This is a genomic window from Paenibacillus sp. MAH-35, from assembly GCF_058135425.1.
The window spans coordinates 73,737-100,211 of record NZ_JBYUPU010000025.1 but is presented as its reverse complement, the minus strand read 5'-3'; the positions used below and the strand labels follow the sequence as shown (position 1 = coordinate 100,211).

Here is a 26,475-nt window from a genome sequence, read left to right as displayed (position 1 = left end):
TTTGCCTTCGCTACCTCCGCACCCATCCTCACGGACTGAGCACTATGCGTCAGCTATGCACTTCCGCCACCTCGCGGCGTGCTGGAGACTTTCACTCCTTAGTCGATTGCGCTGCCAAGCGCACAAAAGGCGGATCATCCGGCCAAGGCCGAATCATCCGCTCCTATCGTTTGCTCTGCCGCTCGTCCCTCCATTGCTGGGGGCTGATTCCATGCTTTTGCTTAAACAGTCTCGAGAAATAATGAACGCTGTTAAAACCCGTCTCCTCCGCGATCCGGTGAACCGCCATATCCGTATGCGACAGCAAACTGATCGCGGCATTCAGCCGGAGCTTGTGCACATATTGGATTGGCGTAACCCCGGCTATGCTTTTGAACGAACGGATGACATAAGACGGGTTCAAATGAACCCTTTTCGATAACGTATCGATATCGATCGGTTCATAATAGTTGGTCTCCATATGCCGCATCAGCCTCTGGACGAAGGCTTTCGTCGAAGTATCGGCATAACCGGAAGCGGTATCGGCCGTCTGCAGCTGTCTACGGATCAGCCGCATCGTTTTCTCCAAATCCAGCCGGACCAGCTCTTCGTCGTAGGCCGAAGGCTCCGACCTGAGGCAATCCGCCGAGTAGGAGATATGCTCCAGCGTCTGCCCGATCAGCCAAAGCGAGGAGGACGAATAATCCGCGGTTTCCTGAAAGCGATTCCACTGCATGGCTTGCTCCACCGAAAAGAAAGGCTCGTTCGGCTCCATATCGAGCTCGACGTACCAGAACCGCAGCGGCTCGGAAACCCGGATGATCCGGTGCGGCGTATCCGGCGCCAGTACGAACAAGCTTGGCGAAGAGGCCGTATACTCGGTCCCCATCCATTCCAGCACGGCATGTCCCGCGCGGACGCAGAGCAATTCGCCGTATGGGTGGATGCCTCCGCTTTTGCCCGTATGATTACGCTGGAGCGTGTGCGTATTAAATGATCGGATCCGCATAATCTCATCCCCTCCTCCGGAATACGCCGCTTCTCAAGCCTATAGCCGAATTATACGTCGTTGGTGCCCGATATTCCAGTACATTCCCCGCCTGCGCCGCCCGGGACCGGCAGCGTCACCTCGACGATCGTTCCGCGGACCGGAGCATCGGAATATTCGATATGGCCCTGATGCTCGTTAATGATTTTGTAGCATACCATAAGCCCGAGGCCGGTTCCTTTCTCCTTCGTACTGTAAAACGGCTCCCCGAGCTTCGCCTTCATCTCCGAAGAAATCCCGATTCCTTCATCGGTAATGCGGAACAGCATGTCCGTCCCGCCCTTTCTCCTAATTTCCACTTTAACGGTGCCCCGGCCGCTCATCGTCATCGATTCGATCGCATTTTTCACCAGATTGACGAACGCCTGCTTCAGCTTATTCCGGTCGACCAGCAGCTCCGGCAGCTCCGGCTCGAATTGCGTTTCGATCGCGACGTTGTTCATATTGGCCTGGCTTTGCACGAGCGTGAGCACTTGTCCCATCAGTTCCGCAGGATTCGTCCGGACGTACTCGGATTGCTGATGATTCGCGAGCAGCAGAAACTCGGTAATGATCCGGTCGATATGCATAATCTCGGAGCTCATAATCTCATAAAACTCTTCCTTTACCGCGCCACCGCGCAAAAGCTGAACGAACCCTTTGATCGTAGTCAGCGGATTCCGGATCTCGTGAGCGACCCCTGCCGCTAATTGTCCCGCCATGCCCAGCTTGTCCGATTTGCGGTAATGCTCTTCATTTTGCTTGTGCTGCGTAATATCTTTAAAAATCGCAATAACGGCGACTACCCGCTCGCCCTGCTTCATCGGAATGCCGGTAACGCTCAGATCGAGCAGATGTCCATGCTTATGAAGAAACACCGATTCGAAATGCTGCGCCTGTCCCTGCTTCACCATCTCGAACAGCCGGTTCGAGGCGACAATCCGGTCCGGAGGCAGGAGCGAACGATAGCTGCGGCCGCGAAGCTCCTCCTGGGTATAACCGGTCAACCGTTTTGCAGCCTGGTTGGTATGGAGAAATTTCCCTTCCAGATCAAACGTGCAGACGAGATCCGGATTGTTGTTGTACAACGCGTCGAACTGCAAAATGCTGGACTTGGCCGACTCCAGCGCCAGCCTGCGATCGATAAAAGCGCCGCCGATCAGGACGACGACCAGAAAAAAAACGGTAACGCCCATCCACACGGACAACACACCGGGGCTGAGCGGCGTCTGCAGGAAATGCCAAGACTCGGACAGCGAAACTTCCGGATAGGGCGGCGAATAGCTCATGAAATGGCTCGCCTTCATCCCTGTGTAATGCATGCCGGATATAGCGCCTCCTAGCAAAAGAGCGCCGCCGGTTTTCGCCTTGTCGCCGATAGGCGGAGCGTCCTTTTTCTGGAGACGGAACGTCAAATAAAGCGCCCAGTAAGAAACGACAATCGCGATCAGGATCGAGATCACGAACGGCAGCAGCTCATAATGAATCGTACAGCCGCTGCGGATCGCCTCCATCCCGACATAATGCATGGTCGCAATCCCTCCGCCCATACACAAACCGGCCATGCTAAACCGCAACAAACTCAGCTCGCTGCGGCAGACAAGCAGGATCGCGAGGAAGGATGAGCCGATGGCCAGCAGTAAAGAAAACAGCGTCCACATCAAATGATACGTAACCGGCTGCGGCAGCTTGAGCGCCAGCATTCCGACGAAGTGCATCGACCAGATCCCAAGCCCGAGCGTAATCGCACTAACCGATATGAGTGCGTATTTCCTGCTGCGTTCGTGCAGCTTGCTCGCCCGACCTGTCAGGTCAAGCGAGCCGTAGGACGCCGCGACGGCGATAACGACCGAAAGGACCACAAGGGCGTAATTATAGTGACCATGCGCATATTCCATCATACTCCCCCTTTCTCTTGCTGTACCGCAGGTTGGTACGGATCGTAGCAGGTTGTTCATACCGCGCGGGTAAATGTTGGTAACTGTCACCTCCTTCGCTTCTGTGATCCGGCGGGACGTACAAGCCGGAGTTCCGATCGGGAAGGAAGGCGGCAGGGAAGCAATCGGTAACGCGTACGCACCGCTTCGTGCCCGGACGAATAACCGCTGCCACCGGAAGCGGTTATTCCTTTATTCTTGCTTGCGTGCAAGGTCGTTATTTATCCTTCTTGACCGCTCCCAGCATTTCGCCGATGGCGCCGATGGTCCCCAAGGTCTCGACTGCCCTCGTCGGAATAAATACTTTGTTCGCCGGGCCGTTCGAGATGGCCGTCAGCGTCTCCAGCGAGCGGTAGGTGAGCACATGCTCGTCAAGACCGGCTTCCCGCAGCATCTCGATCCGCGACTTCTCGGCCTCTGCGACGTGCTGGATCGCTTTCGCCTGACCGAGCGCCTCCAGCTCCTGAGCTTGCCGCAGCCCTTCTGCTTCCCGGATTCTCGCTTCCTTGTCGCCTTCCGCTTTCAGAATCTTGCTCTGCTTGTCGCCTTCCGCCCGCAAGATCATATCCTGCTTGGCCGCTTCCGCTTCCAGCACGATCGCGCGCTTGCTGCGCTCGGCCTTCATCTGCTTATCCATCGCCTCCTGGATGTCCACGGGCGGCTGAATATCGATAACTTCGACCCGCTCGATGCGGACACCCCATTTTTCCGTCGCTTCGTCCAGAGCTATACGAATGTCGGACGAGATTTTCTCCCGGCCGGACAACGTCTCGTCCAGCTCCATCTTCCCGATAATCTGCCGCATCGTCGCCGTACTAATGTTCCGCACCCCGTACACATAATCGGAGATGCCGTAGGTCGCCTGTTCGGGTCCGGTCACCTGATAGAAGATGATCGTATCGATCTGCACCTGTACGTTATCCTTCGTAATAACCGTCTGCGGCGGCACGTTCGCCTGCTGGATACGCAGATCGTGATATGTGCGTACATGGTCGATGATCGGAACGAGAATATTGACGCCCGGCGTCAGCAGCCGGTTGAATTTGCCCAGCCGCTCCACGACTCCGACCCTTTGCTGAGGTACGATCTTGATCGATAACGCCGCAATAACGATCACAAGGACCAAAATAATAATAGTAACCAACACACCCATTTATACAGAGCCTCCCCATCTGCGTACTTCGAGTACCGCGCTGCCGCGATTCACGATAACAACGGTCTCCCCCTTGCCCACAAACTCATCCGCTACAGCGCTCCACGTATCGCCGCCGATCTTGACGATCCCCGGCTTATCCGCCGCGATATCCTCCACGACGATTCCCAGCTTGCCGACCAGATCATCCACCGCGTCTTTGAATCCGCGCGACTTGCGAAACCGCCGGGTGAGCGGCTTCGTAAAGATCGTAAGCACGATAACGACCACGCTGCCCGTGAGCGCCTGTGCGACGAACGACTCCGGAAACAGCCAGGCGACTGCAGCGGCAGCCAACGCGCCCAGACCGAACCATAATAAATAAAAAGTAAGTGTCAGCATTTCCACAATCAGCAGCACACCGGCTATGATTAGCCAGATCGCCCATATCCCCATGGAGCCGCCCCCTTTCTGCCTAAGTTTATTCGGTACGGAGCCGCTTATTTCCTCTTTTTTGCCGCAACGCGTCCCCTTTGTTTCTATGCCGTGCAGCCGATCCGGTGTTGCCGGAACCCGGCCGATACGTATAATGAAGCAAGGGCGTATGCATCCGTTTGTGAATGTTGACAAATAACCACCCCTGTTTTTGTAGACGACCCATAATGCGCTGACCCTCCAATCGAACTATACTGGAACGAGGACCGAAAGTCGGAAAGTCAGGAGTGCCGTTAGTTATGAATGAAACCGGACTGAATCCCCTCTTCTACAGGGAAACGTGGGCCGAAGTGTCGCTGGACGCCGTCGCCCGCAATACGAAGCTGTTCCGCACCAGAATCGCCGAGAGCTGCCGGCTGATGGCCGTCGTGAAAGCGAACGGCTACGGACACGGTGCGGTGGAAACGGCAAAAACAGCGCTTTCCGCAGGCGCCGAAGCGCTAGGAGTCGCCATACTGGAAGAGGCGCTGGAGCTCAGGGAAGCGGGGCTCGACTGCCCGATTCTGGTGCTGGGAAGCACGCCGCCTGCCGCTATTCCGCTCGCCGTCCGGCATCGAATCGCTTTGACCGTGTATACGGAGGAATCCGTCCGGGCGGTTATATCCGCTGCAGAGAGGGCGAATGGAACAGCAGTTGTACACCTGAAGCTGGACACCGGCATGTCCAGGCTGGGCGTAACAAGCAAAACGGACGCCCTGCGGCTGGCGCGGCTGGCGTTATCGTCGGACCGGGTGCGGCTTGAGGGCGTGTTTACCCACTTCGCCGACGCCGACAACCCGGACCCGGCTTACACCGAGCGGCAGTTCCGCACGTTTTTGGACTGGACCGGCCATTTGTCCGGCCACGGGATCGACATTCCCGTCAAACATTGCTGCAACAGCGCGGCAACGGTTCGTTATCCGGATATGCATCTCGATTTGGTCCGGGTGGGCGTCGCTTTATACGGACTGCCGCCGGTGGCCGGAGCGGAGGACGACTATCCGCTGCGGCAGGCGATGCAGCTGAAGACCAGAATAACCGACGTGCGGCGCCTTCCCGCCGGACAGTCGGTTGGATACGGACGGACGTTCACGGCCGGCCGGGAGATGACCGTCGCGACGATTCCGATCGGGTATGCCGACGGCTGGTCCAGACGGCTGTCCAACAACGGCAGCGCGCTCGTCGGCGGCGTGCGGGTCCCGATCGTCGGCCGCGTCTGCATGGACCAGACGATTCTCGACGTCTCCGCGCTGCCTGACGCCGGCATCGGCGACGAAGTGGTGCTGTTCGGCGGAACGCCAGGCGTGCCGGAGCGGTACATCCCGATCGGCGAAGTCGCCGACAAGCTGGATACGATCCACTATGAGGTCGTATGTATGCTGGGCCGGCGGGTGCCGAGGGTATATGCCGGATGCGGGCAAGTTTGAGCCGGGCGGCGCGATGCTTAGCTCGCCGATAACAAGCGTATACGCCGGAATGCGGGCATTTCGCGTGCGAGGACGGAGCCGGGCGGCGGGTTGTCCGGCTCCTTGGCTGGGTGCGTGGCGCTGGGCTCGATCAGCGCAGTGCGCGGCGTATTGCGCCTTCGAGCCAGCTCCACGGCAGCAGCGCCTTCGCCGCCAGCAACAGCGCGGAGCCTCTGCCGAGCGCATAGCGCAGGCGGGGCGATCTGGCATTCGCGATCCGGCCGACCAGTTCGGCGACTTCGCGCGGGTCGGGAGCCGTCTCCGCCGCCCGCTGCGAGTAGCTCATCATCGCCTTCATCGGACCGGCATACGGCGAAGCCTCGCTCGTCCGGATGGCGGCGATCCCTTTCCCCCATATTGCCGTCCGGTAGGCGCCGGGCTCGACAAGCACGACCCGTACGCCGAACGGAGCCATCTCGTGCCGCAGACTCTCGCTGAACCCTTCGACGGCGAATTTGGAAGCGGCGTACGGGGCGTATCCCGGAAATGCGATCCGGCCGCTGACGCTGCCGATATTAACGATCGTGCCGCTCCCGCGCTCGCGCATCGAGGGCAGGACCGCCTTCGTCACGGCGATCAGCCCGAAGAAGTTCGTCTCCATCTGCTGCCGCCAGTCTTCCAGCGGCACCTCCTCGACGAACCCGCCGAGAGCGAAGCCGGCGTTATTGACCAGAACATCGATAGCCCCGTAGCGGGTTATCGCATCGGCGACGACGCGCGCCGCCTCCTCGGAGTCGGTCACGTCGAGACGCACCGTCTCAATTAACGCATCCGCGTCTACGCCGGCGCGGGCGGCTTCGTGCAGCAACGCCTCCTGCTTGGACAAATCCCGCATCGTAGCGACAACCTTGTACCCTTTCCCGGCGAGAACGACGGCCGTCAGCAAGCCGAATCCGCTCGACGTGCCTGTAATGAACGCCACTTTTCCCATCGATGGTTCCCCCTTATCCGAACAAACTCCCTCCCACATCATTCGCCTCCTTCAGGCATCATTCCTGCTTGTTCGTCTGAAGCCTTTTGGGTCATCTATGACTCTGCGCTAGCGGTAGGGTAGAGGTTGAGAGATCGGGTTCGGGGTTGGGGTTGGGGTTGGAGGTTGGGGGTTGGGGGTTCGGATTCGGGTTCGGGTCGGATTCGGGGTTCGGGGTTCAGGGTTCGGGTTCGGGTTCGGGTTCGGGTTCGGGTTCGGGTTCGGGTTCGGGTTCGGGTTCGGGTTCGGGTTCGGGTTCGGGTTCGGGTTCGGGTTCGGGTTCGGGTCCGGATTCGGCTCGGGGGCGGGTTGATTAGCAGCAGGAAAGTTCAGTTTGGCTGAAAACGATACGTACTGGTTCAAAGTTAGTTTTTAAAAAGAATAAGGGTCTTTTGCATCCCCTATTTTCGTCATATGTGGATGATTGAAGCAAATAGAGGCGGTTTGCACCCCTTTTTTCAACTCACCTGCTGGTCAGCAGACGTTTTCGCTGATTATAAGAGCTGCAAAAAGCTCCTATTTTCAATTTCAAGCGGGTTTCCAACAAAATAAGAGGTCCAAACCGCTCTTAATCGGCTCTCTCCCCCTCGTGACCGGGGCATGCACCAGCTCAGCCGGACAAACTCCTCCCCGTGAGCGGGGCAGCCCGGCCGGACAGTGGCTCCTCCCATGAGCAACGTTCTCCGGCTGCCGGGCGCCATTCGTAACGGCCAGAACAGCTCAGTCACGCTAAAAGCTCACCCCGTTAGTTTTTCGCCATCCAAAAAACGGGAATGCCGCCCCGCCAACAACGGCATTCCCGGTGTCCAGTTACCTCCTTCCCCGTCGCGATGCCTTGGGCCTGCTGCTCCTGCCATCGCTTCGGACCTAAGCGCCCTTACTTCATCTGCTCGGCGATTAGTTTGTTCGCCCGCTCTTCGGCGCTGCGCAAGGCGGTGTTGACGTCCGTTCCTTTCTGGGCGACTTCCGCCAAAGCCGCGGCCAGCTCGGTTCGGACAATACCGTCGTATCTCGTGACGCGGACCGGCTTGGCGATCACTTCCTTAAATACCGCGTTCGTATAGTTTTTACCTTGTAAGAACGGCAGATCGGCTCCGAACTGCTGAACGACGCTTTCACTCTTGACGATCGGCACCCGGCCCTGACGGGCGTTCCACGTCTGCATCTCGTCGGACATCAGGTAGGCGATTACTTGAAATGCTTCGTCCCGGTGCGGGCTCGCCGGCGGGATCAAATAAAACGGCGCGTTCAGCTGGGAGCCGCTGCTCTCGTTAGCCGGAAACTTCGGCATCGTCGCCGCATCCCAATCGAGACCCGATTCGATAGCGGCGGGCAGCAGATCGAGCGGGTTCGGACCGGTGCGCATCGCCATCGTTTTGTTTTTGAAGAACGCGTTGTCGGCGTTCCCCTCGAGCGAGTTGTTCGGGATTTTATAAAACGAGGTCATCGCGCCCAGCCATTTTTGCCAGCCGTCGTGCGACAGCGCCGATTTGTTCGTCTGCGGATCGACGAACGGCAGGCCGAACTGGTTTTTGTAGACAGGGTTCGCGCCGCTGTAGCTGAATCCTTTGTACGCCACCCCGTTCTCCGTCCGCGACGTTTTGCGGATCATCTCGGTCACTTCGTCCCAAGTAACGCCGTCCTTCGGATACGCGACGCCGAACTTGTCGAAGATGCTCTTGTTGTACAGAAGTACGCTGTTGTTCAGCTCGTACGGCATGACGAGAATTTCGCCTTTCTCGGAATACCCCTTCACCGCATCCAGTACGCCCGGAGCGAGCCGGTTCAGATCGAAGCTGTGCTTGCTCACCAGATCCGACATATCGGAGACGAGCTTCAGCTCCATCACTTTAAACAGCTGCCCCATTGTAAACGCTGCCAAATCAAGCTTTGTGCCAGCGGCGATCGTGTCGTCGATCGTTGTCCCGGTGCCGTGAAGAATCATATGAATCGTGATATGGGGATATTTTTGCTCGATTTTGGCCTTCAACTGGTTGGTCAAGCTTTCCGAGAACCCGTTATAGAAAAAATTTAGCGTGACCGGTTCTTGCTTCGCCGCAGGCTGCTCCGGCTTGTTGTCCGTTCGACCGCAGGCGGACAGCGTCAAAGCGGCGGCCATCACGGCCACTCCCCATGTTCGATACCAAGTCTTCATTTTCGTTCCCCCTTGTCATCATCATCGCAGGCCCAGCGGCATTCTCCACCGCTTAGGATCATCTTGCCCGCTGCGCCGCCAACCCCGCCTGGACGTTAATGGCCGTCGAGCACGGCCGGTTCGAGTACCGGATTCAGGGCGCCCGCGGCGAAGCGGGTACCGGCGACATTGTCGTTTGCCCGCCCTATCTCGATTTCCATCGGAAAACGCTTACACCATTGACGTTTCATTATATCAAATGCAATTGGACCGCGCCGAACGCCAATCGGCATCTCGAATTGCAGGACCGGCTGCACGACTTGTTCGCCTACAAGGTGACCATCGGCGATTCGGATCGGCTGCGGAGCAATTATTCCTGCCTCCAGGAAGCGGCAGGACGGTTAAGCGAGCCCGAGAGGGCGTGGAAAAACCATCTGGTGAACGACCTGTGGCTTCAGATCGAGCGCGAATCGAACCGGCTGTCCCGCATTAGCGGCATCCGGGACAAGCTGATGCTGGAAGCGAAGGAATGGCTGGAGCTCCATTTGGACAAGGAAAGCTCGATCGCCGACGCCGCCTCCCGGTTTCATCTGCATCCGGTCCATTTCGCCCGCCGGTTCCGCAGTTGCTTCGGAGTGACGCCTTCCCGCTACGTAACGGAGTGCCGCATCGAGAAGGCGAAGAGACTGCTTTGCCAATCCGACTACACGATCGATCATATCGCCCAGCTGTGCGGCTACGACAACGGTTTTTACTTCAGCCGCATCTTCACGAAGGAGACCGGCACGAATCCGTCGGAATACCGGAAGCGGCACACACCGCGCTATCCCTGAATCTCCGCCGCCCACTCATGCCCGCATTACGGATGCAGCAGCTGTCCGTCTGCGATCAGCCGGTCGCGAAGCGCCGCGTACTCGACCTCTTGTACGCTTGTTCCTTTCTCGAGCGCCAGTACCGCCGCCGCTGCGGCCGACTGGCCGAGGATCAGGAACACCGGCTCCAGCCGCAGCGATCCGTAAGCGATATGGGAGGCGGACAAGCACACCGGAACGAGCAGATTCGTGCATTCGTCGCCTCTGGGTACGATCGCCCGATACGGGATCGGGTAAGGACCCGCGGTCGGGGTCTCGACATTGCCTTCGTTCACGCAGCAGCCGTCCAGCACGATCCGGCGACAGTTGTGCGAGTCCATCTTGTAGGAAGCGATCCCGATCGAGTCCGGCTCGCTTACATAATGGCGGCAATGATTCTCGGTAATGACGAGATCCGATACCATCCGTCGGCCTTCGCGGATATAGAGCTGATGCGGCCAGTTCGCCGTCCCGGTGAATTCGTCGGCCGGAAGCCCCCACTGGCTCATTTCCTGGCGGATCGTGGCTGGAACCCGCTCGTCGCGGCTTAAGTAATACAGCATTCCCATGTTGTACCGGACATGGTCCTGAAAGATCATCTCCCTCGCCGCGTAATCGCCGCCGGGCCATCCGTGGTTGGCGCCGATATGGTCCGTACTCACCGCTCCCCGGTTGTTCAGGTCGGTTTTGCCGTTCTGCAGCATCAGATTGAGCTGCATCGCATCCCATACGCCGGCCTGCAAATAACGCCGGAGCAGCTCGAATCGGTCCGGGTCGTAGCCTGGCGGCTCCGGGAACGGAAGCCGGTTGTCCGGTACGTTCGTCAGGCAGATGCGGAAGTTGTAGGCCTGAACGGAACGATCCCCTTGCCCCTGAACGCCCGGAGCTTCATCCGACACACCCGGCAGCAGGCCGCTGTCCGGCTTGCCCGGGACGGCATACGGATCGATCCACGCGTTAAACCGGTGGTTCGGCGAGCCGAACTGGATGCCGTTTAACGTCTCCTTGTAGACGGCGTTCGCTTCCCGGCCGATCGTATACGATACGCCCGCTTTTGCCATCAGATCGCCTTCATATGTGGCATCGATGAACATGGCCGCGCGGATGACGCTGCCGTTCTCCATGCGAAGCCCCGTTATCCGTTCCGCCACCTTCATGACCTGCTGCAGATGCTGCCGGTACATGACGCGCACCCCGGCCTCGTCCACCCATCGCCCGAAAATCTCTTCGGCGGCGCTAGGCTCCAGCAGAAAAGCCGCTCCGTCTTCCTCCTCGCCGCCATACTTCCGGCCGATTTCCCGGTAAAATTGCCGGGCGAGCCCGCCGATCGTCCGCTTGATGCCGAAATCCGTCTTGCCCAGTCCGCTGGCGGTCACTCCGCCCAATCGGTCACCCGCCTCGGCGATGACGGCTGTAAGCCCCATTCGCGAAGCCTGCACCGCTGCCGCTATCCCTGCGGGCGTCGCTCCGTACACGCACAAATCGGCGGTTACCGTCTCGGGCATCGCCTCTCCGCGATCCGGCTTGTAATAGTACAGTTTGCTAAAATCCGCTGCCATCGTTTCCGTGCAGCCCCCTCTCTAGCCGCTATCGTCAAGCTCCTCCCCACTATACATCCGCTCCCGGCGGCAACCCATGCATTTTTCAAATCGTCCTATGCACTTTTCCAACTTCAAAAACCGCCGGGAGACCCGACGGCTGTTTAGGCATTTTTACCATATGGGGCACGAATAAAGGGTCAGCTGTAGCCCAACCGCTTTTTCCGATACGCAGCCGGCGACATCCCGGTCTCTTTGCGGAACATCCGGCAAAAATAGTTCGGATCGGGCATGCAGACCGCTTCGGCGATCTGCTTCACGGTCAGCTCCGCCCGCTGCTCCAGCAGCCTGCAAGCTTTGCCGATCCGGATATGTCGTAAATATTCGAGCGGGCTCATCCCGGTGTGGCGCTTCAAACAACGCGTGATGTAATCCGGGTTGTAGTGAAACTCGCGCGCCAGCTGCGAAGCCTCGTAAGGAACGTCCTCGTACCGTCTCAGGAAAGCCGCCACCGCTGCAGCAAGCTTGCCGGAACGGCTCTCCGAGCCGGAGGAGCGGATCAGCTCCTGCAGCTTGGCCAGCAGACGGACATAGTGCAGTTGAAGCTGCAGCACGGTATCCACATTCAGCCGGTTGTGCAGCCGGTCCATCTCGGATAAGATCGCCCATACTTCCTCCATCTCCAGCGCCCCATACTTGGGCATATAGATCGGCCGGCTCGGAGGAGCCGGGTCGAGATCCGTTCCTTTGCGCAGCACGAGCGACCAGGGGATGTCGGAGGCGGGCAAGCGGTTTTGTGCAGATTCATGCTGAATATGAAGCCAGAACAGCTCCGTATCCTCCTCGCATTCCCGGTACCCGACATGCGTGCGCCCCGGCTCCAGCATCAGCATCTGCCCCGCGCCAATCGCATATTCCGTCCCTTCCTCCGCCATATACAAGCAGCCGGTTTTCACAAACAACACGTCGTAAAGTCCGAATTGCCGCGAGAAATGCCGCATCCCGGGCTGCCATACCGCATGTCCCACGGTCACGAGCTGGGGCAGCGGCGACACGCTCCATTCCAGACACTCCATATGTCCGACTCTCCTTATCCGGAACTTTAGACTGCGGGCAATCGTTCGTCCGTCCACAGCCGATAGCTCTATCGTACCCGATCCGGACCAGCTGCGGAAGTCGAAATTGTGCTAGTTTTGGTCGGCTGCGTCCCTGTTTCACGCCCCGGATCGGAGGTACACTGGTACCAGCAGGGATACGATCGCATCCGGCGGCCGTTCGGACAGGTATCGCGTTCATACGGGGCCGTCCGGCAGGCTGTTTTCACCTTAGACGCACAACAGAACGATCCTAACTCCGATTACGCCCAGGAGGGTTGTCCACATGAGATTTCGTCAGGTGCATCTCGATTTCCATACGTCCGAAGCGATTGCCGGCATCGGCGCCCGCTTCTCGAAACAGCAGTTCCAGGACATGCTGATGCTCGGCCATGTCGATTCGATCACCGTGTTCTCCAAATGTCATCACGGCTGGGCCTATCATCCATCCAAGGCGAACCGGATGCACCCGCAGCTGTCGTTCGACTTGCTCGGCGCGCAGATCGAAGCCGCCCATGAGATCGGGGTAAAAACTCCCGTTTATTTATCGGCAGGGCTCGACGAGAAGACGGCTCGCGAGCGGCCGGAATGGCTGTCCCGCAGACGCAACGAGCAGACCAACTGGGCGCCCGACTTTCTGTCGCCGGGCTACCATACGCTGTGCATGAACAGTCCGTACCTCGATGTGCTGGTCGAGCAGATCGAAGAAGTGGTCCGGAACTATGACGCGGACGGCATCTTCCTCGACATCGTCGGCGTTAAGGAATGTTACTGCCACTCCTGTATCCGCACGGCCCGCGAGCGGGGCGTCGATCCCAGGGTGAAGCCGGATATGATGCCGATCTGGGAAGAAACGTACGCCCGTTATACGGAACGGACCAATGAGGCGGCGCAAAAGCATAAACCCGGAATGCCGGTGTTCCACAACGGCGGGCATATCCCGCAAGGCAGACGCGATCTGGCGAAGCGCAATACGCACCTGGAGCTGGAATCGCTGCCGACGGGCGGATGGGGATACGACCACTTCCCGCTGTCGGCCCGTTACGTGCAAGGACTCGGGATGCCTTATCTCGGGATGACCGGGAAGTTCCATACGACCTGGGGCGAATTCGGCGGCTACAAACATCCGAATGCGCTTCGCTACGAGACCGCGCTCAGCCTGGCGAACGGCGCGCGCTGCTCGATCGGCGACCAGCTCCATCCGGACGGTCTCATGGATGAAGCGACGTACCGGCTGATCGGAGCCGCCTACCGGGAAGTGGAGGCGAAGGAAGCCTGGTGCGAAGCCGTCTCCAACGTGGCGGACATCGCGCTGCTGACGACCGAGGCGGCCGACTGCAAAGCGGAAGGCGAGGGCCGGTGCCCGAAGGCCGACCAAGGCGCAGTACGGATGCTGCTCGAAGGAAACTGGCTGTTCGACGTCGTTGATCCCGAGTCGGACTGGAACGTTTACCCCGTCCTCATCCTTCCGGACCGGATTCGGCTTAATGCTCTGCTGGAAGCGAAATTGCTCGATTACTTGAACCAGGGCGGACGCGTGCTTGCTACCGGTCGTTCGGGCTTGCGCGAAGACGGCAGCGGCTTCGCGATCGATCTCGGCGCCAGCTGGATCGGCACGGCCCCGTACCGTCCCGACTACTGGGTGCCGCAGCTGGCGCTTCCGGGCGGATCGGCCGCACCCGAAGGCACTGCTTACGTCATGTACAGCGAAGGCCAGCAGATCGCGGCGGCAGGCGGGGGCACCGTGCTGGGAGAGCGCCACCATCCGTATTTCAACCGCGACGCTTTCGCCTTCTGCTCGCACCAGCATACGCCGAACGGCAAGCAAAGCGGCGGACCCGGCATGACGGAAGGATCGGCCGGCATCTATATCGCCTGGGACGTATTCGAGGACTATGCGGCGAAGGGCAGCCTGTTTTTGCGCGACACCGTATCGGCCGCGTTAAGCCGTCTGCTTGGCGGTAAAGCGACGTTGACGACTACGCTCCCTGCCCAAGGCGTAACGACTGTGCAGCGGCAGGACGGGCACGGCCGTCTCGTGCACCATCTGCTGTACGCATCGCCGGTGAGGCGCGGAGAGAAAATCGAGATTATCGAAGATATCGTGCCATTGTACAACATCTCCTGCTCGCTGCGTACGGGACGCCCGGTGAAGAACGTATACTTGGCTCCGCAGATGGAGAACGTGCCCTATACCGAACAGGATGGCGTGATCTCGTACACCGTCCCCAAGCTGGATTGCCACCAGATGGTCGTGGTTGAGCTGGAAGCGGACGGAAGCGCCCCGGCACACTAAAAGATAACAAGCATTGGACTGCGCCAGAAGCAGAAAAAGGAGAAGGGAACGACCCGCGCGGGAAGCTTCCATTCTCTTTTTTCGGCTTTACTTCTATTTGCCGGACAACGTTACAGACGGGGCGAGCGGGTTCATCGTGCTGACATCATCCCAGACCATCGCTTTCACCGTGTAGCCGTCCGTAGAGTCCGGCAAGCGGAATCCCGCCCGGATCGTATCCTCCGATTCCTTGGCGAATTCCCGGGACAGCAGCGACACGTTGACCATCCGTCCCGACTTGTCGTACAAAGCGACGATGAGAACCGCTTCTTTCGCCTGATCCGTATGGTTGCGCACCGTCACCCGGGCCTGAACGATCTCGCCTGGCTTCAGCCCGGCGACCGGATTATCGTTCCAATCGGTGAAGCTTATGCCGGCGATACTGAATTCGGAAGCCCAATCGACCTGAATCTGCACCGCATTGGTCGAAAGCTGCACGGTGTCCTGTACGACGGTCGCGCTGACCGTGACGACGCCTTTGCGCAGTCCGTACAGCTTGCCGTCCCGGATCTCGGCGACCTGCGGATCGCTCACCGTGTATTGGACCGCCGCCCCCCCGGCGCTGCCCGTCTTGCCATTGACCAGCGACAGACCGACGTTCAAGTCCAGTGATTCGCCGATAACCAGCCTGCTTGCGGAGGCCGTCAGCGACGCTCCGTTCATGCGGACAGGCAGCTTCATCAGCTTGGCGCCGCTGGCGTAATAGATGCTGCCGTCGGGGCCGAGCGTCATCAAATGGACGGGATCGCTGACCAGCTTGCGCGAAGCAAGCGTCTGCGGATCGAAGACGTACAGCTCGCGGCCCAGCGTCGTGTACAACAAGCCGTCCTCCGTCCCCCAGCGCAGGAAGAACGGTCTCCACGTGCTCGCTCGCGCACCCGTGTTCATCACCCGGCTTTTGATAATTTCCTTCGTACCCGGATTCATCGCAAAGAGCGCAAACGCGCTGTCGGAGGCCGGCGTCGTCCCCCACATAATCCCCCACAAATTCCCGTCGGGGCCGATGCTCAGCTCTCCGATCATCTGCGGGGAGAAGCCCGGAACTGCGGGCCGGCCGACATAGGTCGCTTTTTTCTCCGCGACGTCCCATTCGAACAGGCGGGCTTCCGCCTCCGACGGCTCCACGCCGAGTCCGCCCCAGATCGAGGTGCCTCCGTACACTTTGCCGTTCAGATAGGCCAGTCCGATGACGCTTTGATTCGGCACGATGTTGCGATGCTCCGTCCAAGTCCCGGCATTGGAATCGTACACCGTGAGAGCTCCGCCCAATTGTCCGTAATCGGCAACCGTACCTACGAACAATTTGCTGTCGCCGCTCGCGAACGTAAACGGCCGGCTCTGCCCGCTTTGAATATCATGAATCACTTTGGGGTTCGTTCCCATCCGGAACGGCTTGGCCGGATCGTACTCGTAGATGACCGCCCCGCCGTAGATTCCGTAATACACCTTGCCGTTGATAAAACCGATCCCCTCGATTTGATGCGGTTCTTTCTCCTGGACGGTAAACCGGCCCAGCCGCGTATCGTACACGCTCATCGCGCCCTGATAGCCGCCCATGTACAGGTTGCCGTCCGGACCGCTTTCCAGCGATTGAATGTCGATGCCTACCGTCGCGACCTTCGGATCGTAAGAAGTGATCGTATGAGCGATCGGATCGTATAACGTCACATTAATTTCATTGGTCATGAGGAGCAAGGCGTAGCGGACGTTCGCGCCTTCTCCGATTCGCACCCAATCCATCGCTTTGGAGGACAGGTTGGGCAGCTTCATCGTTTCGTCTACCGCAGCGAACTGGTTCGCCGCCGTATCGTACGTCCAGAGCGTGGACGTATTTTTGTTGCGGAAATAAACCAGATTCGGATTGTACGGCGACGGCGGCGAAAGCAATCCGTCAAACGCATTCTGCGACTGCCAGTCGATCGTCTGCAGCACCTTATAAGTGCTCTCGTCCAAAATGATCAAGGATGTGCCGTAGACGACGAACAGCTTGCCGTTATAAGCATAGACGTTAGAGATGGACGTAGCCGCTCCGGTAATCGGCAGCGGAATCTCGGTTTTCTCAAGCGTCGCCCGGTCGTAACGGTACAGATAAGCCGTCGTGCCGGTTCCGGCATAGAAATAGCCGCCCGATACGCCGCCTCCGCGGACGTAGTCCTGTCCGGGCCTCGCTGCGCCCATATCTTGAAAACGGCCTGCAGCGATATCGTACACGAACGTTTTGCCGTTTCCGGCCGCATACGTGGAGCCGTATATTTTCCCGTCCGCCGACGCATCCAGATCCCATACCCATTTATTCGACGGGTTGGCCCCCAGATTTTCGAGCTTTTTGAGCGTCGGGTTATACCGGTACAAGTTCCCCGTCTGCGTACCCGCCACATACACGTTGTTGTCCGCCCCGACAGCGACGGCCCATACGACATCTTCGCCCGGCAAGCTTTGCTGGAAATTCGCTTCTCCGGTCACAGCGTCAACCGCATAAAAGACGGACGGCGAGCCGTTGGTGCCGAAATAAATTTCGCCGTTGCCGACCGCGGCGCCCTGCGTTTTCGATACGACCGTCGCATCTCCCAGCGACACCGGCTTGGCATACTCGTAAGGCAGCGCCAGCACCGAAACCTCCTGGAAGAGCACGTCGTCGTAATAGGTCGTGCCGGTGACCGCTCCGCCGGAATACAGCCAGATGCGGGCCGTTGCCGCATGATTCGGGGCGGTTAGCTCGTAGTTCAGGTCAGTCCAGCGATTAAGCGGAGATGTAAGGCCCGCGCTTTTAAATTCGACCTGCGAACCCGCGGCATCCAAATATTCGATGTATACCCGGGCCGATCCCGATTCGATAAATGTTTTCAGCGATACGGCGTAGGTTTTGCCGCCTGCGATATCGATCGGCTTGCTGATCAGCCCCATGGAGCCCGCGCTGTTGTCGATCAGCTTCACGCTCGCATTGCCGCCGGAAGACTTCTCGGTCGTTACGGCGATGATGCGATCGGAAGGCATCGGATTTCCGGGATACGGCTCCCAGCCTGGGATCTCGCTGCCGGACGCCGCTTGCTCGAACCCTCCGTTTTGCAGAACCCGTTTCTCGCTCACCGCGACGTCGTCGATGTAGACGGTACGAACGGTGCCTACGCCTAAATTAAGCAAAATGGTCATCGAGGCGGCTCCCTCCGGAGCGACAATATCGGTGTACGGGGTTTTGGCCTGCCACGTATCCAATGCCGTTATGTTCAGATTTTGCCCCGCCGGCTGGACGCCGCTGCCCAGCTTCGCTCCGCTCGCATTATGGAAATAGACGTAAATGAACGGATTTCCGCTTCCGCCGGCAGCGACGCGGCCTTGCAGCGATACGCTGTACAGGTTGCCCGGTTTAACGGGAACCGGGGCGCTAAGCGCGCCAATCGAAGACGCGCTGCTCGCATCGACGATTTTTAAGCTATTCGTTCCGCTCACCGCATAGTCCGATGAGACGGAAATGCTGTTTCCCGCCGCAGGAACCGCCGGATCGCTTCTCCAGCCCCGGATGAAGGAATCGGGCAGAAGAGCGGCCTCGAAGCTGCCGTTAACCGGTGTTCCTTCCTGCACTTCCGGAATCGTATGCGTTACCCGGATGTTGTCGTAATACGTGACGGAAGCTGTAGCTTTATTGACGGAAATGAACACTTGCGCCTGGGTCGCTCCTGCGGGCACGACCCATTCTACAGGCAGCTCGAACCACTGGCCCAGCGGAAACTGGCCCGGCGACAAGTTTACCGTCTTATCGGGAGTAACGGCCGCATTGTTTGCATCGAAATATTTGATCAGCATCGTCACATAGGCGTTAGCGACGCCCGCGTTGATGCTTTCTACGTATACACTGCTTGTTACCGTATACGAGTCGCCGGCCGTAACGTTAAATCGGGTGCTCTGGACTCCCACAACCTGCTGGTCGGTAACGGACAGCTTCAGGCTTTTCCTGCCTTCCGTATATACGGTATCGCTCACCGACATGCCGACCGCGTGACCGCCTCCCCAGTACGACCAGCCTACAGGAGCCGTTCCTGCAGTATTGACATCTTCAAACCCGGCATTCACTAATGCGACAGGCTCGGTGGCGGGAGCGGCGGCTGCGCGGACGGGGGAGAACGCCGGGAGCAGCCCGGTGAAGAGCGCTCCCAATAGGACGATCGAAATGATCTTGTTGCCGATTCGAGACAGCATAACGTGGTCACTTCCTCTCTTACGGATTGATAAAGGCTGCATCGAATAATAACCGTTTGAGCATAACGACCGCTTCCGCGCGGGTCGCCGTTCCGTCCGGCGCAAGCTCGAACTCCGAACGGCCTTGCAGCCAGCCGCGCTTGATCGCTTCCGCCATCGCCTGTTCCGCCCATGGACGCGTCGAGCCGGAATCGGCGAACCGGCTTGCGGCTTGCCCGTAAGCGGGAAGTTCTGCTATCGGCGTAATTCCGCTGTACTGTGCGGCTCTTTGCAGCATAACCGTCATTTCCTGACGGCTGACTTGCCGGTCGGGCCGGAACTCCCCGTTCTCATACCCTTCCACGATGCCGGCTTGGACCGCAGCCAGCACAACGCCCGCATGCCAGTCGGATGTTTGCACGTCCGTAAAGCGAACCGTTCGTCCTGCGTCGTGCAAGCCGAGCGCCCGAACGAGCATCGCCGCAAATTCCGCCCGGGTCACGCTGCCGTCGGGAGCGAACGTCGAGTCGCCGACCCCGTTCACGATCAGCCGGTTCGCCAGCAGCTCCACATCGCTCCGGCTCCAATGGCCGCTGACGTCCGCAAACTGGCGGTCGTTCCGCACGACGGCATAGATGCCGCCGCCGCTATGCTTGATTACCGCGGTCCAGACTCCCCTCTCGTACTCGAATACAGTGGGCAGCGGCCTGAACGTACCCGTCGCCGGATCGAAGAGTATTGCTACCGTCTTGGCCGTATCGGGTGCGGCGGCCAAGCGCATTCGTTTTTCTCCGAAGCCGGTTAAGCCGCCAATCTTGCGGACTCCCGCATCTGTAAGAATCGATAATTCGAACGCTACCGGACTGCCGACCGTTGAAGATCCCGATTGCAGAAGTTTGGCGGTAATACCGTCTGCAGCCGGGCCCGCCATTCTTTCCATTCGCACGATAATTTGCGCATCGCCTGCTGGAATCTCATTGGCGGTGGCGGACAGCAGTTCCTGCAGCCGGATCTCATAGGCGGCAGCCTCGTTCTGAAAAACGAGCTTGACGAGCGAACCGGAGCCGTAAACCTGCCTCAGCGTCTCGGCCGGTACCCGGAGCTCCTGAACCGCCTCCATGCTGTCCGATTGGACGATCACCGTCATCGAGGACTTGCCCGCGAGCCATTCGGCAAGCTGACGGCTTGTCACTCCAACGACCGACACGGTCCGGCCTTGACCGTCCGTCTCTTTCACGCCCGCGGCGCGGAACACGACTTCCCGGTCTCCCGTCTGCACGTGACCGCCCGGGCTGCCTGTTTGCGAACCGGGTGCCGGTCCTGACGGCCCGCCAGCGCCAGGCTGGGGATTCTCGGGCTCGGGATCAGGCCCGGGTTCATTAGGCTTGGGCTCGGGCGATTGGCCGACCGGAACGGCCAGCTTCGTCACCGAGTCCAGGCCGGACGCGCCGAGCTTCAGCTCGTATGGCCCGCCGTCTGGCTCCGGGATCGGCAGGAGCAGGGCGAAATCCCCCCGTTCGCCGGCATCGATCTGATCGAAATAAACCGGATTGCCGACTTCATTCAGCAGTTGCACCGAGATCCAGGAGCCTTTGCCGGAAGACACGTTCCCGCTTATCCGAACGGCTTGGCTTGCCCTGTCATAATCGGCCGATGCCGTCAGCCGGACGGCATCCATGGCGGCGACTGCCGCTGCTGCGGGCAATAACGCTGCGGGCAGCAGCGGCACCAGCAGCAGCAGCGGCAGCAGAATCGCAAGCAGCCCCATCCTTCGTTTCATAACATCCCTCCTGAGTATGGATCACTTCAAGTCATCATCGTGGAGTCCGGGGTCGTCCGATTAACCGCTCGCTGCACGATTTTCCACTTCGAATCCGTGGTATATAAACAGTTCATAGCAGTATCATAGGGATTCTTTTTGGTCATGTCAACGCTTCCATGATGCATTAAATTGTCTTTAATTCCAGCGTCGTGTCCATCCCTTCGCTCCAGCCGCTCGCCCTCAGGTCGTGCTGTCTTTTGTGGTGGTATGGCTAACGAACCCAGCAACCGTTATAAGAGCCGAATGGGGACGTTTGAATTTGTAACGAACTCTCGTATCGTTATTTCCGCAAATCGGATCGTTTTTTCCCACTTTCGGTTCGATAACGATCCCCGGATTCGTTACGTCTTGAATAACGTCGTTTTTCAGCTATAAGCACCATACGATTCGTTAACCATCGGACCTGAGTATATGATCTGCAACAATATAAATTCTTAAATGTACGGGTCATCGCATACGGCTCCTCCGCGCTTATCCCCTCTTGGGATGATGTTCATCACTACCACGGCCAGAGCACTCCTAGTGAACTATGCACATCCGCCACCTCGCGGTATGCTCGGGACTTTCACCCTTTAGTCGATGCGCTGCCAAGCGCACAAAAGCCATTCAGCGCTGTACGCTGAATGGCTCTAGCTCGGCATTTCCTCTAAAGCTTGAAGCAGTTGGTTGCCGTCCGACAGCTCGGACCAGAAGTAGCTCAGCTCGCTCCGCAAGCTCATCAACTGCCTGGACGTCATGCCGAGCTCGCTGTAGTAACGGAACGACGGAATCAGGTCCCGATACATCGAGTACCGCTGCGGCTGGTACATCGTCTCGCTCCCCGGCGATTCCGCAGCCCGCAGGTTCGACGGGATGCTCATGGTGTGCCGCCGGATGTACAGCTGACTGTCGTAGCTGGTCAGGAAGTCGACGAAGCGCTGAGCCGCTTCTTTTCTCGGCGAGGTTTGCAGAACGCTCAGCCCGATCGCCAGCAGCAGCGTCCGTGGACTTTTGCTCGAAGGAAGCGGAGCGATTTCGTAAGGAATTTCCGATTCGGTCAAATAATTCAGATTAAAATAAGTCGTCATAATAACCGACGCCTTTTCCTTCATGAACAAGTCCTCGGCGTACAAATCATGGTCTGCGATCAGAAGCTTGTTGACCCTTTGCCCGAAAATCGTGTCTTTGCACAAAATCATACTGTCCAGAAACCGTTCGGCTTGATCGGACAGATTGGACGAATCGTAGGCGAATCCGTTCTGCAATAAAAAAACAGGCCAGCGGTTTTGCGACAGCAGGTGGAAATAAAAGCCGTATCGTTCCCCGTCATCCGACAGCAGCCGCGACGCCTCGATCAGCGTTTCCCACGACCAGCCGTAATCCGGCTCCGAAAGCCGCTTCTCCCTGAAATGGTTTTTGTTGCAGCATAAGATGACCGGAGAGAAGACAAAGGGGGCGGCGTACAGGGTCCCGTCCCGGACGAAGCCTTCCTCGACGAACGGATAGACCGAGCTGTCCCGGCTCTGCGGCTCCAGCAGGTGCAGACGGTCCGACTCGCTGAACTCCATATATTGATCGTAGTTGATGCTGATCACATCGATCATGTCGTTGTCCACGTAATGCTCGATGTTGTCGAGATATTGCTGGTATGGAAAAGGGATGAATTGAATTTGAATATCCGGATTTTCCGCCTCGAAACGTTGAATAAGCGCTTCAATCGAAGCTTCGCGGATCAAGCTCTGGTGACCGGCGAATTTGACGATCTGCTTCACTGCGACTTCGACTTCGGCGCCTTCGCTTGCGCCTGCGGCCGCAACCCGCGTGCCGACTCTCGGTATTTTCTCAATCCACCCTTCCTCGGTCAACTGATCCAGCCCTTTGCGGATGGACAGCTTGCTTAACCCGTATATCGCGGCAAGCTCCGTCTCGGCAGGCAGGAAAGAACCGGGAACGAGCGCTCCGCTGCGGATATCGCTCCGGATCGTATCCGTAAAGTGATTGAGTCTGGTAAGAAAAGTCGAACGCGTTGGACGTTTTTTCATGCCGTCGGTTTTCCTCCCCGATCCGATTTTCCGCTGAGCCCGATACATGACAAGGCAGGCCGTATCCCGTCCATCCGGGATATGCCGGAAATGAGGGAATGCTTGCACATGGCAAGTCTCGTTCTTCCAATAAGAGGTATTATACTGGTTTGTCTCTCATTCTTCCAGCCGTAAATAAAACGACCCGGTTCGGCCAATCGCTTGGCCGCGGATCGTTTTGATGTTCCTGCACATAATGGCTCGAGTGCCGACGTTTATTTCAGAGCCCCTTCCGCCAGACCTCCGATAATGTACCGCTGCGTAAATCCGTACAGCACGAGGATCGGCAGCATGGTCAGGAAAAATCCGGCGAACGCCAAATTGTAGTCGAAGCTGTATTCGCTTTTGAAATTGTAGATGAACAGCGGCAGCGTCCAGAAATCCGGGTGCCGGTTCAGCATAATGAGCGGAAGCTGGAAATCGTTCCATATCCATAGGCTGTTCAGAATCAGTACAGTAGCGACAATCGGCAGCATCATCGGGTATACGATCCGCACGAACGTTTGCCACACGCCGCAGCCGTCGATTTTGGACGCCTGGTCGAGCTCGATCGGAACGTTTTTCAAAAATCCGACGCACAAAAACATCCCCTGCGCAAACGAAAGCGTCACGTACATCAGGATGAGGCCGGTCTGATCCAGCAGCTGCAAATTGCTCATATGCCGGTAGATCGGCAGCATGACAGCCTGAAACGGAACGAATATTCCGGACAATATAAGAAAGTACAACGCTTTGTAGTACGTCTTGTTCATATTGCGCGAGATGGCGTATGACAGCATCGGAATCAGCAGCAGCATCAGCAGCACTGAAATCGCAGTGATCGATACCGAGTTTTGCAAATAAGTGCCGAAATTCGCCTTCTGAATCACTTGCCGGAAATTCCCCAAGTAAAAGCCGGAAGGCAGCGAGAAAAAGCTGGCGGTCGACTCGGCCTGCGTCTTCATCGCAATGACGATCGTCAAATACATCGGAAACATAATAAAAAGCGAACCGACCGACAGCACCACATACCGCAAAAAACGAAGCGTTCCCTTCTTCATTGCTGGCCCGCCTCCTTCCGGTTCAAAAACTTGAATTGGACAAAGGAAATCAGCGCGATCAGCAAAAAGACATAGATCGCTTCAGCCGTTCCATAACCGAACTTCATCTCGCTGAGTCCGTGCTTGTAGATCAGAAACCCGATCGACTCGGTCGCCTGCGCCGGGCCTCCGTCCGTCATCGCGACGATTGTATCGAATACGGTAAGCCCGCCCTTTATCGCCAGCACCAGATTCACATTAAGCATCGGGATCAGAAACGGCAGCGTAACCGAGAAGAAACGCTGCACCGGCGAAGCTCCGTCAATGGTGGCCGCCTCCCGCAAATCTTTCGGCACGCTGGCCAGACCGGCGATAAAAATAACCATCGGAACGGCAAAGCCCTGCCAGACGTTGGTCAGCACGATCCCGAATATCGCCGTATCCTTGCTCCCCAATATGTTCTTGGACAGCCATTCCAAACCTAGCGACTCGCCGATCGGCGGCAGCACGGAGAAAAAGATCTGGTTGAAAATAAGACCGACCGTAATCATGCTCAAGACGGCTGGAAAAAAGAATATCGACCGGAACAAGCCGCGAAGCTTCAGCGGCCCTGTCAGCAAAAGCGCAAGAGCAAGCGCAACGCCAAGCTTCAGGACGACAACGAGTCCCGTGTACACAAACGTAAATTTCAAGGAATGGAGGAACCGGCTGTCACGGAGCAGCTCGATATAGTTGCTCAGCCCGATAAACCGGTACGTTTTGGAAAAGCCGTTCCAATCGGTCAAGCTGTAGTAAATCCCCATTCCTACCGGGAAAACGAAAAACAGCACATACAGGACGAGTGCCGGAACGGTGAGCAGAAAAAAGATTGATCCCGCCTTCATTCCGGCAAAGGGCATCTTCCTCCGGGCCTTGGTCCCGGTCGAACGAATCGCCTCCATCATCCACCTCCGGATATTGATATAGTCCAACGGGCACAACAAACCCCCTCCAGCTGCGGACATGAACCGGCAACCCGGCTTCCGAAGGCTCGAGGGGGCCTTAACAACGGCTGTTGTAGCACCGTTTACTTCTTATTCAGCTTGTTATAGAAAATCGAATCCAGCTTTTGCAAATACGCGTCGATGTCTCCCGTCGCGAACAGCTCCTGGGTAGCCTTGCCGACGTCTGCGTTCACTCCCGCCGGCCATAAACGTTCGATCGTCGGATACACTTTGCCCGCCTCGATCAGGCTGTTCAAAGTCGTCAATTCCTTCACACCGTTATTAACGCCTTTGATCGCCGCCGGGTAACCTCCGAAGTCGACGTAACGTTGCACCGATTCCTTGGACACCATAAATTCGACGAATTTCCTCGCCTCTTCCTTATGCTTGCCGTTGGCCGGCAGGCCGATCGCGGTGTCGACGGACACTTGCGTTTTGGCGTTTTCCGCTTTCTCCGGCGGCATCGGGAACATTGCAAATTCGAGGTTTGGGTTCGCCTGCTTGATCGACTTGATGGCCCAAATGCCGGTAAACCACATCGCCGACTTACCGTTTGCGAATTCGCGAAGCGCATCGTCGTATCCGGTACCGAGCGCATCTTTTTGCGAATACTTCCGCATTTCGTACAGCTTTTGGGCGAACGGCTTCATATCCGCGCGGTCGGTGATATGCGCTTTGCCCTTCATGACGTCGTCCAGAAATGATTCGATGTTCGGCAGCATCAGACCCATTTTGAAGACGACCTCCTGCCGGATGCCGTTCCAGTCCTTGTCATGGAAATAAAAAGGCGTAATGCCGGCGGCTTTGATCGTCTCCGCCGTTTTGATCAGTTCGTCGTACGTTTGCGGAATTTTCAAACCGAGATCGTTAAATACTTTCGTGTTGTAATATACGCCAAGCGTTGCCAGCGCTACGGGAACTACATAGTTTTTCCCGTCGATTTTGCTGAGCTCGACGATCGCGGGCTGAACGTTGGCAAGCAGCGGATCGTTGGTCAAATCCACGACGCTGCCTTCCTTGGACATTTGCTGAAAGACCGCGTTATGCGGGTAATGGGTAAACACCTGCGGTGCGTCGTTCGTAGACACGCGCATCGTCCAAACGTTCTCCGGATTCGGAACGTTGTTTTGTTCGACGGTGATGTTCGGATATTTCTCCTGAAACGTCTTGATCAGCTGATTGTCGATATCGACGGCATCCGCTTTCATTTGGAAAAACTCAAGCTTGACCTTCTCGGACCCTCCCGACTTGGTAGCTCCCTCCTGCTCGCCGCTGCCGCTGCTGCCCGAGCAGCCCGTAACGACGGCGAGCAGAGAAGCGAGTGCGGCTGCCGTCCACTTCTGATGCGATATTTTCATTACCTTTGACCCCTTCCTCCTCATGTTCGTCTGACAAGTTCAGTATAGAGTAATGCGTTATGGGCCAATAGGATAGAAGTGACTGGGTGAATATAAGAAAAACGACTATTCGATGTAAAGCAA

The 26,475-nt window shown here is 57.7% G+C and carries 18 protein-coding genes; 4 read left to right on the top strand and 14 right to left on the bottom strand.

Features of this window, described 5'->3' with window-relative positions; translation table 11 throughout:
* Window positions 1–163: 163 nt before the first annotated feature.
* The 4 genes from AC3Y2E_RS23005 to AC3Y2E_RS22990 all read right to left on the bottom strand — a co-directional run bounded on the left by AC3Y2E_RS23005 (window position 164) and on the right by AC3Y2E_RS22990 (window position 4,531).
* A complete protein-coding gene (locus AC3Y2E_RS23005; RefSeq protein ID WP_379214521.1) occupies window positions 164–988 on the bottom strand; it encodes an AraC family transcriptional regulator in 825 nt (274 codons plus the stop codon).
* A gap of 50 nt (window positions 989–1,038) precedes the next feature.
* Complete coding sequence (locus AC3Y2E_RS23000; RefSeq protein WP_379214519.1) at window positions 1,039–2,907, bottom strand: MHYT domain-containing protein; 1,869 nt, start codon at window positions 2,905–2,907, stop codon at window positions 1,039–1,041.
* Between the two features lie 253 nt (window positions 2,908–3,160).
* Entirely contained in the window at window positions 3,161–4,096 is a 936-nt protein-coding gene (locus AC3Y2E_RS22995; RefSeq protein WP_379214517.1) for an SPFH domain-containing protein, read from the bottom strand.
* A complete protein-coding gene (locus tag AC3Y2E_RS22990) occupies window positions 4,097–4,531 on the bottom strand; it encodes an NfeD family protein (protein ID WP_379214514.1) in 435 nt (144 codons plus the stop codon). It lies immediately after the preceding gene.
* A 278-nt stretch (window positions 4,532–4,809) separates the two neighbouring features.
* Between AC3Y2E_RS22990 and alr the strand changes: the two genes are divergently transcribed.
* A complete protein-coding gene (gene alr, locus AC3Y2E_RS22985; protein WP_379214511.1) occupies window positions 4,810–5,976 on the top strand; it encodes an alanine racemase in 1,167 nt (388 codons plus the stop codon).
* Between the two features lie 130 nt (window positions 5,977–6,106).
* Here the strand turns inward: alr and AC3Y2E_RS22980 are convergent, their stop codons facing one another.
* Window positions 6,107–6,946: an SDR family oxidoreductase gene (locus tag AC3Y2E_RS22980; RefSeq protein ID WP_379214509.1), complete on the bottom strand. Its 840-nt coding sequence runs from the start codon at window positions 6,944–6,946 to the stop codon at window positions 6,107–6,109.
* Between the two features lie 172 nt (window positions 6,947–7,118).
* Between AC3Y2E_RS22980 and AC3Y2E_RS22975 the strand changes: the two genes are divergently transcribed.
* Window positions 7,119–7,298 (top strand): hypothetical protein, encoded by a 180-nt coding sequence (locus AC3Y2E_RS22975; RefSeq protein WP_379214507.1) that lies wholly within the window; start codon window positions 7,119–7,121, stop codon window positions 7,296–7,298.
* Window positions 7,299–7,862: 564 nt separating this feature from the next.
* On the opposite strand, the gene AC3Y2E_RS22970 is transcribed toward AC3Y2E_RS22975, so the two are convergent.
* A complete protein-coding gene (locus AC3Y2E_RS22970) occupies window positions 7,863–9,140 on the bottom strand; it encodes an ABC transporter substrate-binding protein (protein ID WP_379214505.1) in 1,278 nt (425 codons plus the stop codon).
* Between the two features lie 98 nt (window positions 9,141–9,238).
* Between AC3Y2E_RS22970 and AC3Y2E_RS22965 the strand changes: the two genes are divergently transcribed.
* Window positions 9,239–9,952 (top strand): helix-turn-helix domain-containing protein, encoded by a 714-nt coding sequence (locus AC3Y2E_RS22965; RefSeq protein ID WP_379214503.1) that lies wholly within the window; start codon window positions 9,239–9,241, stop codon window positions 9,950–9,952.
* Between the two features lie 26 nt (window positions 9,953–9,978).
* Here the strand turns inward: AC3Y2E_RS22965 and AC3Y2E_RS22960 are convergent, their stop codons facing one another.
* Together AC3Y2E_RS22960 and AC3Y2E_RS22955 are read right to left on the bottom strand one after the other, a co-directional pair.
* A complete protein-coding gene (locus tag AC3Y2E_RS22960; protein WP_379214501.1) occupies window positions 9,979–11,529 on the bottom strand; it encodes an FAD-dependent oxidoreductase in 1,551 nt (516 codons plus the stop codon).
* A 179-nt stretch (window positions 11,530–11,708) separates the two neighbouring features.
* Window positions 11,709–12,584, bottom strand: a complete 876-nt coding sequence (locus tag AC3Y2E_RS22955; protein WP_379214499.1) for an AraC family transcriptional regulator — start codon at window positions 12,582–12,584, stop codon at window positions 11,709–11,711.
* A 304-nt stretch (window positions 12,585–12,888) separates the two neighbouring features.
* Here AC3Y2E_RS22955 and AC3Y2E_RS22950 point away from each other — a divergent pair, with 304 nt between their 5' ends.
* The gene (locus AC3Y2E_RS22950) at window positions 12,889–14,898 is read left to right on the top strand and encodes a beta-galactosidase (RefSeq protein ID WP_379214497.1); all 2,010 of its coding nucleotides are present in this window, start codon (window positions 12,889–12,891) and stop codon (window positions 14,896–14,898) included.
* Window positions 14,899–14,991: 93 nt separating this feature from the next.
* Here the strand turns inward: AC3Y2E_RS22950 and AC3Y2E_RS22945 are convergent, their stop codons facing one another.
* From AC3Y2E_RS22945 to AC3Y2E_RS22920, 6 genes are all read right to left on the bottom strand, one after another.
* On the bottom strand, window positions 14,992–19,131 hold the full coding sequence (locus tag AC3Y2E_RS22945) for a carbohydrate binding domain-containing protein (protein ID WP_379214495.1): 4,140 nt from the start codon (window positions 19,129–19,131) through the stop codon (window positions 14,992–14,994).
* A 19-nt stretch (window positions 19,132–19,150) separates the two neighbouring features.
* Window positions 19,151–20,890 (bottom strand): S-layer homology domain-containing protein, encoded by a 1,740-nt coding sequence (locus tag AC3Y2E_RS22940; protein WP_379214493.1) that lies wholly within the window; start codon window positions 20,888–20,890, stop codon window positions 19,151–19,153.
* A 671-nt stretch (window positions 20,891–21,561) separates the two neighbouring features.
* The gene (locus AC3Y2E_RS22935; protein ID WP_379214491.1) at window positions 21,562–22,953 is read right to left on the bottom strand and encodes an extracellular solute-binding protein; all 1,392 of its coding nucleotides are present in this window, start codon (window positions 22,951–22,953) and stop codon (window positions 21,562–21,564) included.
* A gap of 254 nt (window positions 22,954–23,207) precedes the next feature.
* A complete protein-coding gene (locus tag AC3Y2E_RS22930; RefSeq protein ID WP_190931192.1) occupies window positions 23,208–24,032 on the bottom strand; it encodes a carbohydrate ABC transporter permease in 825 nt (274 codons plus the stop codon).
* Window positions 24,029–24,982, bottom strand: a complete 954-nt coding sequence (locus tag AC3Y2E_RS22925) for a carbohydrate ABC transporter permease (protein WP_379214489.1) — start codon at window positions 24,980–24,982, stop codon at window positions 24,029–24,031. The genes AC3Y2E_RS22930 and AC3Y2E_RS22925 overlap by 4 nt, the downstream gene beginning before the upstream one ends.
* Before the next feature lie 95 nt (window positions 24,983–25,077).
* Window positions 25,078–26,352 (bottom strand): ABC transporter substrate-binding protein, encoded by a 1,275-nt coding sequence (locus AC3Y2E_RS22920; RefSeq protein WP_379214486.1) that lies wholly within the window; start codon window positions 26,350–26,352, stop codon window positions 25,078–25,080.
* Window positions 26,353–26,475: the final 123 nt, after the last annotated feature.

What these genes read in the sequence shown, in the direction of transcription:
- AC3Y2E_RS23005 (WP_379214521.1), bottom strand. Translation starts at nt 988, where the DNA reads ATGCGGATCCGATCATTTAATACGCACACGCTCCAGCGTAATCATACG.
- AC3Y2E_RS23000 (WP_379214519.1), bottom strand. Translation starts at nt 2,907, where the DNA reads ATGATGGAATATGCGCATGGTCACTATAATTACGCCCTTGTGGTCCTT.
- AC3Y2E_RS22995 (WP_379214517.1), bottom strand. Translation starts at nt 4,096, where the DNA reads ATGGGTGTGTTGGTTACTATTATTATTTTGGTCCTTGTGATCGTTATT.
- AC3Y2E_RS22990 (WP_379214514.1), bottom strand. Translation starts at nt 4,531, where the DNA reads ATGGGGATATGGGCGATCTGGCTAATCATAGCCGGTGTGCTGCTGATT.
- alr (WP_379214511.1), top strand. Translation starts at nt 4,810, where the DNA reads ATGAATGAAACCGGACTGAATCCCCTCTTCTACAGGGAAACGTGGGCC.
- AC3Y2E_RS22980 (WP_379214509.1), bottom strand. Translation starts at nt 6,946, where the DNA reads ATGGGAAAAGTGGCGTTCATTACAGGCACGTCGAGCGGATTCGGCTTG.
- AC3Y2E_RS22970 (WP_379214505.1), bottom strand. Translation starts at nt 9,140, where the DNA reads ATGAAGACTTGGTATCGAACATGGGGAGTGGCCGTGATGGCCGCCGCT.
- AC3Y2E_RS22965 (WP_379214503.1), top strand. Translation starts at nt 9,239, where the DNA reads ATGGCCGTCGAGCACGGCCGGTTCGAGTACCGGATTCAGGGCGCCCGC.
- AC3Y2E_RS22960 (WP_379214501.1), bottom strand. Translation starts at nt 11,529, where the DNA reads ATGGCAGCGGATTTTAGCAAACTGTACTATTACAAGCCGGATCGCGGA.
- AC3Y2E_RS22955 (WP_379214499.1), bottom strand. Translation starts at nt 12,584, where the DNA reads ATGGAGTGTCTGGAATGGAGCGTGTCGCCGCTGCCCCAGCTCGTGACC.
- AC3Y2E_RS22950 (WP_379214497.1), top strand. Translation starts at nt 12,889, where the DNA reads ATGAGATTTCGTCAGGTGCATCTCGATTTCCATACGTCCGAAGCGATT.
- AC3Y2E_RS22945 (WP_379214495.1), bottom strand. Translation starts at nt 19,131, where the DNA reads ATGCTGTCTCGAATCGGCAACAAGATCATTTCGATCGTCCTATTGGGA.
- AC3Y2E_RS22940 (WP_379214493.1), bottom strand. Translation starts at nt 20,890, where the DNA reads ATGAAACGAAGGATGGGGCTGCTTGCGATTCTGCTGCCGCTGCTGCTG.
- AC3Y2E_RS22935 (WP_379214491.1), bottom strand. Translation starts at nt 22,953, where the DNA reads ATGAAAAAACGTCCAACGCGTTCGACTTTTCTTACCAGACTCAATCAC.
- AC3Y2E_RS22930 (WP_190931192.1), bottom strand. Translation starts at nt 24,032, where the DNA reads ATGAAGAAGGGAACGCTTCGTTTTTTGCGGTATGTGGTGCTGTCGGTC.
- AC3Y2E_RS22920 (WP_379214486.1), bottom strand. Translation starts at nt 26,352, where the DNA reads ATGAAAATATCGCATCAGAAGTGGACGGCAGCCGCACTCGCTTCTCTG.